The sequence below is a fragment of the Paenibacillus sp. FSL E2-0151 genome, assembly GCF_037993015.1.
Classification (GTDB): domain Bacteria; phylum Bacillota; class Bacilli; order Paenibacillales; family Paenibacillaceae; genus Paenibacillus; species Paenibacillus amylolyticus.
Genome location: NZ_CP150308.1, coordinates 3,871,306 through 3,887,421, shown reverse-complemented (window position 1 = coordinate 3,887,421; position 16,116 = coordinate 3,871,306). Strand labels below are relative to the sequence as shown.

The 16,116-nt window shown below is 46.8% G+C and carries 15 protein-coding genes; 11 read left to right on the top strand and 4 right to left on the bottom strand.

Going from position 1 to position 16,116, the window contains the following annotated elements; all coding sequences use genetic code 11:
• Position 1: 1 nt before the first annotated feature.
• The 3 genes from MHI55_RS17535 to MHI55_RS17525 are packed head-to-tail and all read right to left on the bottom strand — an operon-like array spanning position 2 to position 2,638.
• Entirely contained in the window at positions 2-865 is an 864-nt protein-coding gene (locus MHI55_RS17535; RefSeq protein ID WP_076250426.1) for an SDR family oxidoreductase, read from the bottom strand.
• Positions 862-1,929, bottom strand: a complete 1,068-nt coding sequence (gene uxuA / locus MHI55_RS17530) for a mannonate dehydratase (protein WP_017688206.1) — start codon at positions 1,927-1,929, stop codon at positions 862-864. The genes MHI55_RS17535 and uxuA overlap by 4 nt, the downstream gene beginning before the upstream one ends.
• A 40-nt stretch (positions 1,930-1,969) precedes the next feature.
• Positions 1,970-2,638, bottom strand: a complete 669-nt coding sequence (locus tag MHI55_RS17525; RefSeq protein ID WP_036614006.1) for an FCD domain-containing protein — start codon at positions 2,636-2,638, stop codon at positions 1,970-1,972.
• On the opposite strand from MHI55_RS17525, the gene MHI55_RS17520 reads away from it, so the two are divergent.
• The 3 genes from MHI55_RS17520 (at position 2,637) to MHI55_RS17510 (ending at position 4,716) form a co-directional block, all read left to right on the top strand.
• Positions 2,637-2,909: a hypothetical protein gene (locus MHI55_RS17520; protein WP_340386476.1), complete on the top strand. Its 273-nt coding sequence runs from the start codon at positions 2,637-2,639 to the stop codon at positions 2,907-2,909. The two genes, MHI55_RS17525 and MHI55_RS17520, sit on opposite strands and share 2 nt — an antisense overlap.
• A gap of 10 nt (positions 2,910-2,919) precedes the next feature.
• Complete coding sequence (locus tag MHI55_RS17515; protein WP_017688208.1) at positions 2,920-3,222, top strand: metalloregulator ArsR/SmtB family transcription factor; 303 nt, start codon at positions 2,920-2,922, stop codon at positions 3,220-3,222.
• A 90-nt stretch (positions 3,223-3,312) separates the two neighbouring features.
• Positions 3,313-4,716 carry an aldehyde dehydrogenase gene (locus MHI55_RS17510; protein WP_339186964.1) on the top strand — a complete coding sequence of 468 codons (1,404 nt, stop codon included), beginning with the start codon at positions 3,313-3,315 and terminating at the stop codon, positions 4,714-4,716.
• Between the two features lie 80 nt (positions 4,717-4,796).
• On the opposite strand, the gene MHI55_RS17505 is transcribed toward MHI55_RS17510, so the two are convergent.
• Positions 4,797-5,708, bottom strand: coding sequence for an AraC family transcriptional regulator (locus tag MHI55_RS17505; protein ID WP_340386474.1), 912 nt, complete (start codon positions 5,706-5,708; stop codon positions 4,797-4,799).
• A 219-nt stretch (positions 5,709-5,927) separates the two neighbouring features.
• On the opposite strand from MHI55_RS17505, the gene MHI55_RS17500 reads away from it, so the two are divergent.
• The 8 genes from MHI55_RS17500 (at position 5,928) to poxB (ending at position 15,872) form a co-directional block, all read left to right on the top strand.
• A complete protein-coding gene (locus tag MHI55_RS17500; protein ID WP_340386472.1) occupies positions 5,928-8,117 on the top strand; it encodes a glycoside hydrolase family 52 protein in 2,190 nt (729 codons plus the stop codon).
• Positions 8,114-10,261, top strand: a complete 2,148-nt coding sequence (locus MHI55_RS17495) for an alpha-glucuronidase family glycosyl hydrolase (RefSeq protein WP_340386470.1) — start codon at positions 8,114-8,116, stop codon at positions 10,259-10,261. The genes MHI55_RS17500 and MHI55_RS17495 overlap by 4 nt, the downstream gene beginning before the upstream one ends.
• 110 nt (positions 10,262-10,371) lie before the next feature.
• The gene (locus MHI55_RS17490) at positions 10,372-11,439 is read left to right on the top strand and encodes an NAD(P)-dependent alcohol dehydrogenase (protein WP_340386468.1); all 1,068 of its coding nucleotides are present in this window, start codon (positions 10,372-10,374) and stop codon (positions 11,437-11,439) included.
• 166 nt (positions 11,440-11,605) lie between these two features.
• Positions 11,606-11,872, top strand: a complete 267-nt coding sequence (locus MHI55_RS17485; protein WP_026081056.1) for an HPr family phosphocarrier protein — start codon at positions 11,606-11,608, stop codon at positions 11,870-11,872.
• 144 nt (positions 11,873-12,016) lie between these two features.
• A complete protein-coding gene (locus tag MHI55_RS17480; RefSeq protein WP_036613829.1) occupies positions 12,017-12,268 on the top strand; it encodes a type B 50S ribosomal protein L31 in 252 nt (83 codons plus the stop codon).
• A 402-nt stretch (positions 12,269-12,670) separates the two neighbouring features.
• Entirely contained in the window at positions 12,671-12,976 is a 306-nt protein-coding gene (locus tag MHI55_RS17475; RefSeq protein ID WP_076250438.1) for a Dabb family protein, read from the top strand.
• Positions 12,977-13,127: 151 nt separating this feature from the next.
• Entirely contained in the window at positions 13,128-13,889 is a 762-nt protein-coding gene (locus MHI55_RS17470; RefSeq protein WP_076250441.1) for an SDR family oxidoreductase, read from the top strand.
• Between the two features lie 255 nt (positions 13,890-14,144).
• Entirely contained in the window at positions 14,145-15,872 is a 1,728-nt protein-coding gene (poxB, locus tag MHI55_RS17465) for a ubiquinone-dependent pyruvate dehydrogenase (RefSeq protein WP_076250443.1), read from the top strand.
• Positions 15,873-16,116: the final 244 nt, after the last annotated feature.

The window sequence follows — 16,116 nt, the reverse complement described above, 5'->3', positions numbered from 1 at the left end:
CTTATACACCGGAATACGCCATAAATCCGCCATCTACCGGAATGACTGTGCCAGTGACAAAGCCGGATTGTCTTTCATCCGCAAGCCACATCAATGTGCCAAGCAGGTCTTCCGGTTTGCCAAAGCGGCGCATGGGTGTATGAGCAATAATTTTACTGGAACGTTCCGTTGGTGAGCCGTCTGGTTGCAGTAATAGATTACGGTTTTGCTCAGTCAGGAAAAATCCGGGTGCAATAGCGTTGACACGAATTCCGGATTCGGCCAGATGAACGGCGAGCCACTGCGTGAAGTTGTTAATGGCTGCCTTCGCAGCGCTATACGCAGGAACTTTCGTCATGGGCGATGGGGCGCTCATGGAAGAAATGTTTATGACAGTAGCGGGAACATCGCGCTCTATCATATGTTTTGCAAAGATCTGAGTAGGGATGAGAGAACCGACAAAATTCAAATCCATCACCTGACGAAATCCCTCTACACTTACATCGAAAAATGTAGTGACATCGTTCTTTTCCAGATCTTCCAATCTGAAAATTTCATTCGTGGTGTTGGCACTGGCGTTATTGCCACCCGCGCCATTGATCAGAATATCACATGGTCCGAGCTGTTCCAGCACCGCATCTGCCGCTGCTTGCACACTATCGGCCTGGGTTACGTCACAGGCAATAGCAATCGCTTTGCCACCGGCAGCTTCTATCGCAGATACAACTTCCTGTCCCTTGGACACCGTGCGGTTCAGGATGGCTACACTTGCACCGTGCCGAGCGAGTTCTTCCGCCATGGAGCGGCATAATACTCCAGCACCTCCGGTGATTACAGCTGTTCTGCCTTCAAGACGAGATGAGCGTTCATATTGGTGTTCACTCATGCTTTTGCCCTCCTTTGCAGGGAATCCCAGACGCCCCAGAGATACATGATCCCCAAAGCCCGGTCATAGAGTCCATAACCAGGTCGGCACTGTTCTCCCCAGAGGTGACGACCATGGTCGGGTCTTGCATAACCTTCATAACCGATATCATGATAAGCCTCAACAACCCCCGCAATATCGACGCTTCCATCTTGACTGCGGTGTGACGTTTCAATAAAGTCGCCGTTTTCGTAGATTTTGACATTACGAATGTGGGCAAATGGAATCCGATCCTTGAACTCGTGTATCATCCCGATAATGTCATTATCAGCATTCGCTCCCAAAGAGCCACTGCATAGTGTCACGCTGTTGTAAGGGCTATCATAAAGATTCAAATATTTCCGAACATTCTCCTGACTTGTAATAATCTTTGGTAATCCAAAGATTGGCCATGGCGGGTCATCTGGATGGATGGCCATTCGAATCCCCAGCCGTTCGGCTGTAGGCATAATCTCTTGCAGGAAATAACGTGCGTGCTCCCACATATGATCCTCGGTTACATCCTTGTAGGCTTCGAACAGACCTGTTAAATACTGCAATCGTTCCGGTTCCCAACCTGGCATGGTGAGTGCGGAGTTTTCCGTAATGCGTCGAACGAGTTCTAGAGGTTCTATATCTGCAAGTTTACTGTGCTCATAGAAGAGGGCAGTTGAGCCATCCTCCATTTCCTTGTGCATATCCGTGCGAAGCCAGTCGAAGATCGGCATAAAGTTGTAACAGATGACCTTCACACCAACTTGAGCCAGTTTCTCCATTGTTTTAATATAGTTCGCAATGTATTTATCCCTTGATGGCAGGCCCAACTTGATATCCTCATGGATGTTCACACTCTCAACGACATCCAGATGTAACCCGGCCTTGTCTGCTGCTGTTTTGACAGCGAGTATTTTGTCCATTGGCCATTCCTCGCCAGCAGGAACATCGTGCAGTGCCCACACAATACCTTCAACACCCGGAATCTGCCGGATATGATCCAGCGTTACCGTATCATTGCCTTCGCCGAACCAGCGAAAAACCATTCTCATCACGTTCACCTCATCATGAATAGTAGGAAGAAAAATTCAGTCATTGAAAATAGGACGGATATGTATCCTGCAGGACAGCCAAATCGGTGACAGTTAAATGCAAATGTTCCTGCATCAGTCGCTCTGCTGTGTCGGCATCATGCTGCTGAATGGCCTTGACCATAGACCGGTGCTGTTCAATCAGGTGATCCCACTGGTGGTCCGAGGACAGGCGTAACATGCGACTTCGATTCAAATGTACATTCATCTGCTGGATAACAGTCCAGGTGTTGCTTTTGTTGCAGCCTGCAAAAAGAGTGCTATGGAATTCCTCATCCAATTGGAACATTCGTTCATCATCCGGTTTGACCCTGCATTCCTGTTGCCACGCAAGGTTCTGTTCAAGAGCGACCATCTGTTCGTTCGGAAAGTTCTCGCAGGCGAGCCTGATTACGGCTCGTTCGAGCTGTTCACGCATGAACCGTGCTTCCTCAACGAGATCGACCTGAATCAGAGAGACGTATGTGCCGCGCTGTGGATACACTTCCAGCAGACCTTCCTGTGCAAGCCTTACAAAACTTTCTCGAACAGGTGTCCGGCTTACCTGGAACTCCAGCGAAATTTCCTTCTCAGAAATAGCTGTTCCCGGAGGCATTTTCAAACTCAAAATGAGTTGTTTCAGCGTGAAGTAAACGACATCTCGCGTTGAGTAAGATTGCTTATTATTCATGGAAGACATATTGCTCGCAACAGGCAACAAACCGGCTTTGGATGATAACTTTGGGGTATATTCCACAACTTCAACTCCTTCAATGACATACTACCATACAAGTATGGTAGTATGGAAGCGCTTTATCGGTATTATATTAAATTTAGTTGATGGTTCACTTGCAGTTCAAGTGATTAAAGAGTACAATTCAATCACTAGGTTCGAATGTTTAAACGAACAGACATCAAACAGAGAAAATATACGTAGAAATAATGAAGAAGAAATAGTATAGAGGTGAAACTATGGGACAAAAAGCAATTAGCGTTTTTCAAACCTGTATTCCGTTATTTCAGGTGTTAAGTGACAACCATCGTCAATCCATTTTGCTGACACTTACCGAGAAGGGCAGAATGACGGTGAATGAAATTACCGAACAATCCAGCCTATCCCGGCCAGCCATATCTCATCATCTCAAGCTGTTGTTAGAGAAAGGGCTTATATCTGTGGAACAGAAGGGCACACAGCGTTATTATTCGGCTTCATTGAATGCATCGGTGGAACTGCTGAAGGAACTGGTAGCTGCTTTGGAAGAAGAGTGTCTGTAGAGTAATAGTGATAAAACATGCTTTTGCATGTGTCTTATAGGTTCGTAAGTTTAAACGCTTGATCAATAATGAATAGAGGAGTATGTATATATGACAACGACTATACAGGAAGTAACCAGTCAGGAAGTTGAACAGATTTTGGAGCAGCAACGACAGTTCTTTCGTTCCGGGGCCACACGATCGGCAGAAGCTCGAATTGCACGTCTGACCCAACTCAAGCAGGCCATTCAAAAGTACGAGACCAGACTGACAGAAGCTCTCTATCAGGATTTGGGCAAAAGTGAGTTCGAATCCTACACAACCGAGATCGGATTTATGATGGACAGCATCACACACACCATTCGTAAAGTGAATAAATGGGTGAAACCCGTTAAAGTGAAAACGCAAATGGCGCTCCTTGGTTCGAAAAGTTATATCATACCCGAACCCTACGGGGCGGTTCTGATTATCGGACCGTTTAATTATCCTTTTCAACTCTTAATCGAACCATTGGTAGGTGCTATTGCAGCAGGTAACACAGCCGTGCTCAAAGCGTCAGAGAATACACCTGCGGTGTCGGCTGTTGTACGTGAGATGATTGCGAGTGTGTTCGAACCAGCATACGTACAAGTGCTTGATGGTGCAAAAGATACAACAACAGCGCTGATTAACGCGCCATTCGACTATATCTTTTTTACAGGCAGTGTACCGGTTGGCAAGATTGTGATGGAGGCAGCTGCCAAAAATCTCGTTCCCGTTACGTTAGAACTTGGAGGCAAGAGCCCGGTCATCGTGGATGAACAGGCGGATATCAAAGTAGCAGCTGAGCGCATTATATGGGGTAAACTGCTCAATACAGGACAGACCTGTATCGCACCCGATTATTTACTTGTGCATGAGCGCGTGAAGGAACCGTTAATTACGGAGATGAAGGCAGCGATCGTGTCCTTCTTTGGTTCGGATATCCAGCACAACAAGGACTATGGGCGAATCGTGAACAAGGGACATTTTAAACGGCTGACGACTTTGATTGAGCGTGATCAGGCCAACGTGATATATGGGGGAGCTTCGGATGAGGAAGATCGCTTCATTGAACCTACACTGATTGATGCAGAGTCCTGGGATGCAGCAACGATGGAAGATGAGATTTTTGGACCGATTCTGCCGATCATTAGTTATCGTAACATTGATGAAGCCATTGTAGAAATCGTAAAGCGGCCGAAACCACTCGCCTTGTATCTGTTTACTTACGACACCCGGGTTCAGGACAAAGTACTGCGCGAAGTTTCTTTTGGAGGCGGCTGCATTAACGATACCATCACGCATGTAGCGAATCCACGTCTGCCGTTTGGCGGTGTTGGTCATTCCGGTGTTGGCTCGTATCATGGGCAGTACAGCTTCGAAACCTTCTCTCATCTCAAAAGTGTACTGAAAAAAAGCACCAAGTTGAATCTGCCGATTTTGTATCCACCTTATGATAACAAGCTGAAGTTGATTAAGCGTTTGTTGAAATAACACTTCATATTAAACACAGAGAACATCTTGAATCGAATTATGAAAAAGTTGAATCAAGCCCGACAGCCTGCTACTGGACTTCATTCCAGAGCAGGCTGTTCCTGTCGGTAGCGGGAGGGTGACATGCCGGACCAGCGCTTGAATTGACGACTGAAATGGGCAATATCCTTATAACCAAGCATGACGGCAATATTTTGAACGGACAGCTTCGGATTGCCCAGAAGAAGCTTCGCTTCATGCAAAATCAACTGGGATAATACAGCACGTGGAGACTGACCAAACACCTGCTTGAACACGCGATTACAGTGAGAAGAACTGATGCCCAGCTCTGCTGCAATATCATCAATGCCATAGTGACCGTTGGACTCGTGTCCCTGTTTGAATTGCTGACTCATCAGGCCTTGCAACCGATTACGAATCTGGTGGGCGAGTTCGATCTTCTCGTGTCCGTCGGTAAACCAGTGCGCTGCCTCTTGCGAGACCGTCTCCCACAGATGGCCAAATAGTTCAAATACCGCAGATTGCAGCTGCATACGCTGTACCATCGTATTTGCTGTTTCATCATCCGCAGATGACATCAATTTGCGTAAAACCGGCTCAATCTGCTGTGTAACCGGACTATCCGCACTGAATCGCACTTGTTTGATGCGCGCCAGCAACGATAGGAACAACTGATCATCAATGTCAAAATGCATGCAAAAATAAGTGAATCCCTTACCGTTATGGCTCTGACTTGAATGAATGCTTCCCGGAGGAATCAGGAGCAGTTCGCCAGCCTTTTGAATATATAAGGTACCGTTCACCATCATGTGTTGCTCGCCTTCCGTGACATAATTCAATTCATATTGAGGGTGCTCATGCGCCGGATAATCCCACTCCATACCCACACTTCGTAAATGAATGGCGAACAGATTAACCGTTGTTTGCACATCTGGATAAAAAACTTCATGGACACTTTCTCCCAAAGTAGGAGGCAAATATGTTGAAGACATGGAAGATCCTCCTTCATAGACGTTGTTCAAAAAATGTGATTTTGATTACGCACGTATATCAATTGGAATGTTTTTTTGTAACCGCTTTAATCTATTATAGTCTATCAGCTTGATTTGGGTAAATATCCGATTGATTTGATCATGGTCGAAGGTGGAACCACGTGTTAGGATGGGGCTAATGAAAACGCATGCATACCATTCTGAGAGGGGTTATGACTCATGAGCACATTCAAATCCATCTTTTATAATGCACATCACGCACCGATTGGTGCTTTTGCGAGTTTTACACTTGGTTACAAAGGAGCCAAAGGCGGGCTGGGTCTTGAACTCGGCAAGCCGGCAGACCAGAATATATATATTGGATTACAATCTCGCGATGGCGACAATTATCAGGCGCTTCCTTTTTATGAAGCTTCCGAGGATGAGAGCAGCCGCTATGATGTAGAGAAGCTGGAGAATGGGGACCCTGCGTCGACAACAGCGACCAAAGTTCCACAACCTCTTATTACGGCTTTTCGCGATGAAGATATCACACGTGAATTTACCTCAGGTACGGATACGTGGACTGCTGGAGATCTGACGTTCCGTATCTACTCGCCTGTACGTCCAGTACCTGATCCAACGAATGGGAATCGTGAAGAAATAATGGATGCACTCGTACCTGCCGTATTGGTTGAGATGACAATTGACAATACGGAAGGTCAACAACCCCGCAAAGCCTACTTTGGCTATCAGGGCAATGATCCGTACTCTGCGATGCGTCTGATTGGGGGACCGGAAGGTGGCTCCATCACAGGTGTGGGACAAGGTCGACTTACAGCAATTATGTCAGCAGATGAGGGACTGTGGCCCGCACGCGGATTTACGTTGGAGAAACTGTTGCAGGAGAAACATCGGGAGAATCTGGCATTTGGACTTGGCTCAATCGCTGCACTACTGATGGAGGTTCCGGCTGGAGAGAAACGCACGTATCAATTCGCAGTATGTTTCTATCGCGGGGGCATTGTGACGACAGGAATGGACACAACGTATTGGTATACGCGGTACTTCTCCGATATTCAGGCAGCAGGAGAGTATGCACTTCAACGCTTCAGTGAGTTGACTGCATCCTGTGGAGAGGTTGAACAACGCCTTGGATCGGCTGCTTTGACCGAAGATCAATCATTCATGCTTGCTCATTCCATTCACAGCTATTATGCCAGTACTCAACTGCTGGATGCCGATGGTGAGCCACTCTGGGTGGTGAACGAAGGGGAGTATCGGATGATGAACACACTTGATCTGACGGCTGATCAGTTGTACTTCGAGCTTGCCTTGAATCCATGGACGGTGCGTAATGAGCTGGAGTGGTTTGTGAAACGATACAGTTATACGGATCAGGTTCGTTTCCCGGGGGAAGAGAAGTTATATCCGGGCGGAATTACCTTTACACATGATATTGGTGTTGCCAATGTGTTCTCACGCCCTGGACACTCGGCATATGAGCTGGTTGGCATTGACGACTGTTTCTCACAGATGAGCCACGAGGAGCTGGTGAACTGGCTCTGCTGCGCGACAGTATACATTGAACAGACACAGGATCAAGCTTTTGTGAAAAACATGTTGCCTGTTATCCAAGATTGCTTCGAAAGCATGCTTAATCGTGACCATCCCGACGCAGAGCAGCGTAACGGTCTAATGGGTCTGGATAGCAGCCGTACCCAAGGTGGAGCGGAGATTACAACTTACGACAGCCTGGATGTGTCACTTGGTCAGTCTCGCAATAATATCTATCTGGCGGGTAAATGTTGGGCGGTCTATGTTGCATTGGAGAAGCTGTTCGCAACTGAGAAGTTGGCCGATCTGTCCCATCAAGCAGGGCTTCAAGCCGATCGCTGTGCTGCCAGTATCGCTGCACAGTTGACTGATGACGGCTACATTCCAGCTGTGATTGCAGAAAATAATGATTCCCGAATTATTCCGGCGATTGAAGGTTTGGTGTTCCCGTACTTTACAGGCTGTGAAGCAGCACTGGATGTCAATGGTCGCTTTGGCCCTTATCTTAAAGCACTCCAAACTCATCTGAAGACGGTTCTTGTACCGGGAACATGTCTGTTCGAAGATGGAGGCTGGAAACTGTCCTCAACAAGCAATAACTCGTGGCTGAGCAAAATCTATTTGTCCCAGTTTATCGCTAGAGAGCTGCTGGGTGTGGAATGGAATGAGACAGGCAAGGCTGCAGACGCGGCTCATGTCAACTGGCTGCTGCATCCGGAGGAATCATACTGGTGCTGGAGTGACCAGATCCTGTCTGGTGTGGCAGTTGGCAGTAAATACTATCCGCGTGGTGTAACGTCAATTCTATGGTTACTCGAAGGAAAAGGGAATCGCCTTACGCAGATCTATGCGAGCAAGGAGGCGGTACAATGAGCCAATCCGTCGTTCAATCTGCCTTGTCAGGTCCACAGTATGATGCGTGGCTGGGGTATCACTCTGAATTGCCAAGAGCGAATGAGTTTACCAAAAAGACGGCTCCTGCATGGAGCAAACTTATACTGGCGGAAGAGAACCATGGAGTGATCACAACAGCTCTGACCGAACTTTCACGGGGACTGGAGAGGTTATATGGCGTGAAACCGTCGGTCAGTCATCTGTCTGATGCTCAGGAAAATGAACGGGACAATCTCGCTTCCGCTCCCGCAATACGAATCGGCACTTGGACAGGGAGCGATTCCGTGGCTGGGTCGTTCAGTGAGACAGAGCGTTCAACTGTTCAAGGAGAAGGGTACATCATTCGTGAGAACGAGACCGAGGGTGTACTGGTCATTGGTTCAGAGACTCCTCAAGGTGTGTTGTATGGTGCATTCCATCTGCTTCGGGAACTGACAATGGATCAAGGAATTGCAAGTAAGGCGGATGACGCTGTGAGTAAGTGGAGCTTCATTATAGAGCAGCCTACCAATGCACTACGAATGATTAATCAGTGGGATAATGTGGACGGCAGCATTGAACGGGGTTACGCAGGAGAATCCATTTTCTATGATAACGGGGAATTCACGCTGGACTCGGGACGCATCCGGGATTACGCACGTTTGCTCGCTTCCACGGGAATCAATGCCATATCGATCAACAACGTCAATGTACACCGCCGTGAGAGTCTGTTTCTGACGGAACGTTATCTTAGTGATGTGGCGAAGGTTGCCGCTGAATTCAGAGCGTATGGCATTCGATTGTTCCTGAGCGCCAACTACGCAAGTCCAATTGAGATTGGTGGTTTGCGTACGGCTGATCCGCTGGATGCGCAGGTACGGGAATGGTGGAACATTCAAACGGCCAAGGTGTACGCTGCGATTCCGGATTTTGGCGGTTACCTGATCAAGGCAGACTCCGAGAATCGTCCTGGACCGTTCACGTATAACCGTGATCATGCCGATGGTGCGAACATGTTGGCTGAAGCCCTTCGGCCATTCGGTGGATTGGTCATCTGGCGTTGCTTCGTTTATAACTGCAAGCAGGACTGGCGGGATCGTTCCACTGACCGTGCACGTGCAGCCTATGACCACTTTACGCCGCTGGACGGGCGTTTTGCCGAAAATGTCATTTTGCAGATCAAAAACGGGCCGATGGACTTTCAGGTAAGAGAGGCGGTATCCCCGCTGTTCGGGGCCATGGAAAATACAAATCAGGTGATTGAATTTCAGATTACACAGGAGTATACCGGGCAACAACGTCATCTCTGTTATCTGGTTCCCCAGTGGAAAGAAGTATTGGACTTTGACACATACGCTAAAGGCGAAGGTTCAGAGATCAAGCGAATCGCGGACGGTTCTCTGTATAAACGACCATACAGTGGCTTCGCCGCAGTATCCAATATTGGTGCAGATGCCTGTTGGACAGGACATCCACTCGCGCAGGCGAATCTATATGGATACGGAAGACTTGCGTGGAATCCGGAGCTGACCGCGGAAGAGATTGCCGATGAGTGGGTGAGACTCACTTTTGGACATGAAGACGAAGTTGTGCGGCAAGTTACGGGCATGCTTTTGACATCACTAGATATCTATGAGAATTATACGGCGCCTCTCGGTGTGGGTTGGATGGTTAACCCGGAACATCATTACGGGCCGAATGTAGATGGATACGAGTATTCCAAATGGGGAACGTATCACTTTGCCGATTGTCATGGCATTGGTGTAGATCGAACCGTGAACAGCGGTACAGGATACACGTCACAGTATCACCCTGAGAATGCTGATCGTTATGAGTCCGTAGACACCTGTCCGGATGAGCTGATCTTATTTTTCCATCACGTGCCATACACCCATGTTCTGCATTCGGGTAAAACGGTCATTCAGCATATTTATGATACACACTTTGAAGGTGTTGCTCAGGCGCAGGCGTTAGCCGAGACATGGAGAGGGCTGGAGGGCAAAATCGACCCAGTCATTTTCAGCAAAGTTGCTTCTTTACAGGACAACCAGGCCGAACATGCGAAGGAATGGCGGGACATGATCAATACGTACTTCTATCGCAAGAGCGGCATTGCGGATGAACAGGGTCGAACTATCTATTGAGTGGAATTGCGGATGCAGATGAACTTGGTAATTAGGAAGGAAGTAAGAAGATACCTTGTTTTCTTTGATGTACAATAGACAGCATGGACATACATGAGGAGGAGAACCGTATGGGACAATATCAACTGCCTGAGACCATGAAGGCCGCTGTCATGACAGAGCCAGGACACATTATTATTGAGGAACAACCTGTCCCGCAACCGGCTGCGGATGAGGTGTTAATCCAGGTTATGGCTGTCGGGGTGTGTGGCTCGGATGTGCATTATTTTGAACATGGACGCATTGGCAGATTTGTGGTGGAGAAACCGATCATTTTGGGACATGAGTGTGCGGGATTCATTGCTGCTGTTGGCTCGAACGTATCCCGTCTGAAAACAGGGGATCGGGTTGCTATTGAGCCTGGGGTGACTTGCGGACGTTGCTCGGCATGCAAGGAAGGTCGCTATAACCTGTGTCCGGATGTACAATTTCTAGCGACCCCTCCGGTGGATGGGGCATTTGTACAATACATGGTGATACGTGAAGATATGGTATTCCCGATCCCGGATCACCTGTCTTATGAGGAAGCAGCTATGAACGAGCCATTCTCTGTTGGTATTCACGCTGCACGCCGTAGCAAGTTGGCTCCGGGTACAACCCTGGCGATTATGGGCATGGGTCCCGTTGGACTCATGGCCGTGGCTGCTGCCAAATCTTTCGGTGTAGAGAAGATCATTGTAACGGATCTGGAGGAAGTTAGGCTGGAAGCAGCTCGCCGCATGGGTGCCACTCATAGCATTAATGTGCGACATGAAGATGCGCTGGTTGTGATTCGCGAGTTAACAGGTGGTGTGGGTGTGGATACCGCATGGGAAACAGCGGGGAATCCAAAGGCGCTACAATCTGCTCTGTATTCACTTCGACGTGGAGGCAAACTTGCGATTGTGGGCCTGCCTGCACAGGATGAGATCGCACTCAATGTTCCCTTTATCGCAGACAATGAAGTTGATATCTATGGCATATTCCGTTATGCCAATACGTATCCGGCAGGAATTGAGTTCCTGAGCTCCGGTCAGCATGACGTGATGTCCCTGATTACAGATCGTTATTCACTCGAAGAGACACAGCAAGCGATGGAGCGCGCATTACACAATAAGAGCGGCAGTCTGAAGGTCATGGTATATCCGAACGGTATGTAAGAACAGCCTGGAAGAGTCCTGCGGTTCAGGACTCTTTTTTTGTTTTTTTTTGCAAAAAAGTATGGGTCAAGCTCCCATAACATGGTATAATTCATGAAGATTTTAATATATAAATGGATACACACCATATCGGTGAATAAGTACTTAGCGAAAGGAACTGAAGGTTGTGAGAGTACATGAATTTATGATACACGCTGATTTTCATCGGGATGATTTGATGTCGGTATCTTCTCAAGCGTCGCGTTTTTCCTCGGATATTATTTTGTCGTATATGGAGTCTGAGCATGAGCATCGTGTAGATGTCAAAAGCCTGCTTGGAATGGCGTTACTACCCATTCGATATGGTAGTGTTGTCAGATTACAGACAAGAGGCAGGGATGAACTGGAGGCTTTGGAGTACATGTTGAATGTACTGGAGAAAGGGACGGCGTGACACCTGATTAGGTGCAAAGTCACAGATATCATATTTTTTTTAGCTATTCCTCAAAACCTGCTGGTACTTTGTCCAAAAAAAGAGTATAATAAAATGTAGTTTGATTCTAAAGAAGTACCCATATTAAAGGAGTGTAAATAGATTATGCCAAAAGTTGACATCCATCCAAAGACACAACTCGTAATTTTTTACGATGCAAGTGCTGATTTCAAATTCCTGAGTTCTTCCACGAAGTTCTCTAACGAAACTATGGAATGGGAAGACGGTAACTCTTACCCAGTAATCCGTGTGGACACTAGCTCCGCATCCCACCCATTCTTCACTGGTAAACAAAGAAACGTGGATATCGGTGGCCGTGTTGATAAATTTAACCGTAAATACAACATCACCAAATAAGTTTGTCCATACATTACAAAAAACCTCGGGATTTGTCCTGAGGTTTTTTTGTGTACATATTCAGGGTAAAGGCTAGTGAATTTTACTTGAAATTAATATTTGTAACTATATAAATTGAGATAAACATTTACACAAAACGGAGAGGACAGAAAGAACCTGAAGAAGTGGAGCGTTCGCCTTTATCCCCGGATTTAACCTTTATAAAAGGAATCAAAAAAATCTGGGGATAACAGCGATCGGAAGGTTGTTGTGTCATCGAAGTGACCAGTGTAAATATTCCTTAGTTCAATTTATATAGAAATATCCATTTCATAAAAATTAATTCAACCAATTATTGCGCTTACAACACATTCGGATGTACACTAGGAAACGAGTACGAACATATTGGAGGAGGAAATAGAGATGAGCAGCATCACACATATGGTAACGTTTACACTTTACGCGGGTAAAGATACACCGGAGGCCGAAGCCTTTTTGAAGGAAAGTTCAGATGCACTGGCTGTCATTCCTGGGGTAGAGCAATTTCAGGTTCTGAAACAGGTAAGTGAGAAGAATGAGTTTGACTACAGTTTCTCGATGGTCTTTGTGGATCAGGCTGCGTATGATGCATATAACAATCACCCGGTTCACCGTCAATATGTAGAAGAGCGTTGGGAAAAGGAAGTCAGTCGCTTCCAGGAAATTGATCTCATTCAACATCATAATTAATAGTCTCCACATATAGGGAAAAAGTTGAACTACCATATACAGCATTGAACAATGCTGTATATCTCTCTGAATAATGCGTAATTAATGAACAAAAGTAACATATTTCCGAAATCGTTTTCGACCAAATGGATTCAAGGAGGTTTTCGCTGTTATGCAATTGGATCTCTCAGGAAAAACGGCTCTGGTTACAGGCGCAACCGGACAGCTGGGGAGAGTCATCGCCCGCACGTTGGCAGCCTGTGGCGCCAATCTGGCTCTACATTACATAAATAATGATACCAAGGCTCGGGAGCTTCAAGGTGAGATTGAAGCACTCGGTCGTCAGGCTGTTATTGTACAGGGAGATATTACAAAGCGGGATACAGCATTTCGGATGCGTGATGAGATTCAGTCTGTCCTCGGCGGAGTGGATATCGTTGTTGCCAATGCGGTCATTCAATATGAATGGACAACGGTGTTGGAACAGTCTCCTGAAGATTACTTGAGCCAGTTTGAATCCTGTGTCATGCAAAGTGTGTATCTTGCCAAAGCTTTCATACCGCATATGCAAAACGTCAGAGCCGGTCGCTTCATTGGTATCAATACAGAATGTGCGATGCAAAATTTCGCTCATCAATCGGCCTACACCGCTGGTAAGCGTGGAATGGACGGTGTATATCGCGTACTTGCCAAGGAGGTTGGTGAGTATCAGATTACCGTAAACCAGGTTGCACCTGGATGGACAATTAGTGAACGTGATCGGTCCAGTGAGCCTGGACATGATGAGGCATATACGCGTACCGTGCCGCTGAAGCGCAGGGGTGAAGATCAGGAAATCGCCAATGCGGTAGCTTTTCTCGCTTCGGACCTGTCCTCATTTATCACAGGTGCCTATATCCCGGTTAGTGGTGGCAATGTGATGCCTGCTATCTAGTGTCTGATTGAATTCGGGGATTTCACATAAAAATGAATTAACTGAGTTTAACCGTAATCCGTTTGTCATTCGACAAGCGGATTTTTTGGCATTTTGCTATAGCTGGAATAAAGGTTTAAGGGGCTGGTTTTGTTTCATATATCCAGACATACATATTGAGTTGGTTCGGTTTTCGAAAGATTGGGGTATAAGAATAGGTATATTAACCGAGTGGAAACATAATCAAAATGAGCAATTAAAGGAGACCCATCACTTATGAAAAAAACAGTCGCGGACGTTCTGGTTGAATCCTTATTGAACGCTGGCATCAAACGTATATATGGCATTGTTGGAGACTCCTTGAATGCGGTACTCGACTCCATTCGTCGTTCTGGGAAGATTGAATGGATTCATGTACGACATGAAGAAGTAGCTGCATTTGCTGCTGGGGCGGACGCTGAGGTCAGTGGAAGTATCGCTGTCTGCGCAGGTAGCAGTGGTCCTGGTAATATGCATCTGATTAATGGTCTGTATGACTGTCACCGCAATCGTGTTCCTGTACTCGCTATCGCTGCACATATCCCAAGTGACGAGATTGGCAGTGAATATTTTCAGGCGACCCATCCGGAGTATCTGTTTCAGGAATGTAGTCATTATTGTGAAGTCATTACAACAGCCAAACAGATGCCGCGTTCTCTGACGATGGCCATTCAGACAGCAGTTGCACGTTCGGGTGTGTCCGTCGTTGTATTGCCGGGGGATGTAGCAGGACTTGAAGCAGCGGATCTTCCTGTACCTGAGCATGTGTATCACGCAACCAACCCCGTGGTACATCCTTCTGAGCCGGAACTCGTGAAACTGGCGGAGTATCTGAATCAAGGCAAAAAAATTACGTTGTTGTGCGGTGCAGGCTGCGCGGGCGCTCGGGAACCCCTTATGCAGCTCTGTGATCGCTTGAAATCCCCGATGGTTATTGCACTACGAGGCAAGGAATATTTGGAGTATGACAACCCCTATTCCGTGGGTCTTACGGGTCTAATTGGGTATTCATCCGGTTATCATGCCATGATGGACTGTGATGTATTATTAATGCTGGGAACGGATTTCCCATATCGTCAATTCTATCCCGAAGATGCAAAAGTCCTTCAGGTCGACATTCAATCTTCCCATCTGGGTCGGCGCACGAAGCTGGATTACGGCGTATGTGGGGATGTGAAAGCGACCATTGAAACTTTACTTCCTTATCTAACAGAAGAACACAGTGACAAACATCTGCGTAAAAGTGTGGATCGTTATGTGAAAGTACGCAAAGATCTGGACGAGCTGGCCGTTGGAAAACCGGGTAAAAAGCCCATTCATCCGCAGTACCTGACCAAGGTCATTAGTGATGCCGCAGCTGAAAATGCTATCTTCACCTGTGATGTCGGTACTCCGACAGTATGGGCGGCCCGTTATATCGAGATGTCTCGTAATCGCAGACTGCTCGGTTCATTCAGTCATGGTACGATGGCAAACGCTTTGCCACAGGCCATTGGTGCTCAGGTCGCTGATCCGGGCAGACAAGTCATCTCTTTGTCGGGTGATGGCGGTATTACGATGCTGATGGGTGATCTGTTGACATTGAAACAGCATAATCTGCCGATTAAAGTTGTGGTGTTTAATAATGGAGCACTCGGTTTTGTTGAGCTGGAGATGAAAGCTGCCGGATTCCTGGAATCGGGAACAGAGCTTGTCAATCCCAACTTTGCGATGGTTGCTCAAGCCATGGGCATGGAAGGTATTCGGGTTGAGGATCCGGATGAACTCGAAGGAGCTGTACAGCGTGCGCTTCAGCATGAAGGTCCTGTGTTGATTGACGTGGTGGTGAATCGTCAGGAATTGTCCTTACCTCCGAAGATTGAGTTCAAACAGGCGGAAGGATTCACCTTATGGATGATGAAAGCCGTGCTCAACGGACGAGGGGACGAAATTATTGAATTGGCAAAAACGAATTTGCTGCGTTAAAGTGTTTCAAAAAGCGGATATGCACCGTTTGAAGTTGTAGAGATACTGACTTAAAAAGTATTGTATATGTAAAAGAGGAGCATGCAACAAGACGTTATAGTTGTATGCTCCTTCAATAAAAATGCTGAATATGTGACAAGTGATATAGTATGAATACATATTATATGATTTGTTTTTATATCGAAAGTCTATTAGAATAGGTAAAGTCAGGAAGGTTTTATGCCATTTTTGACCTACATATTGC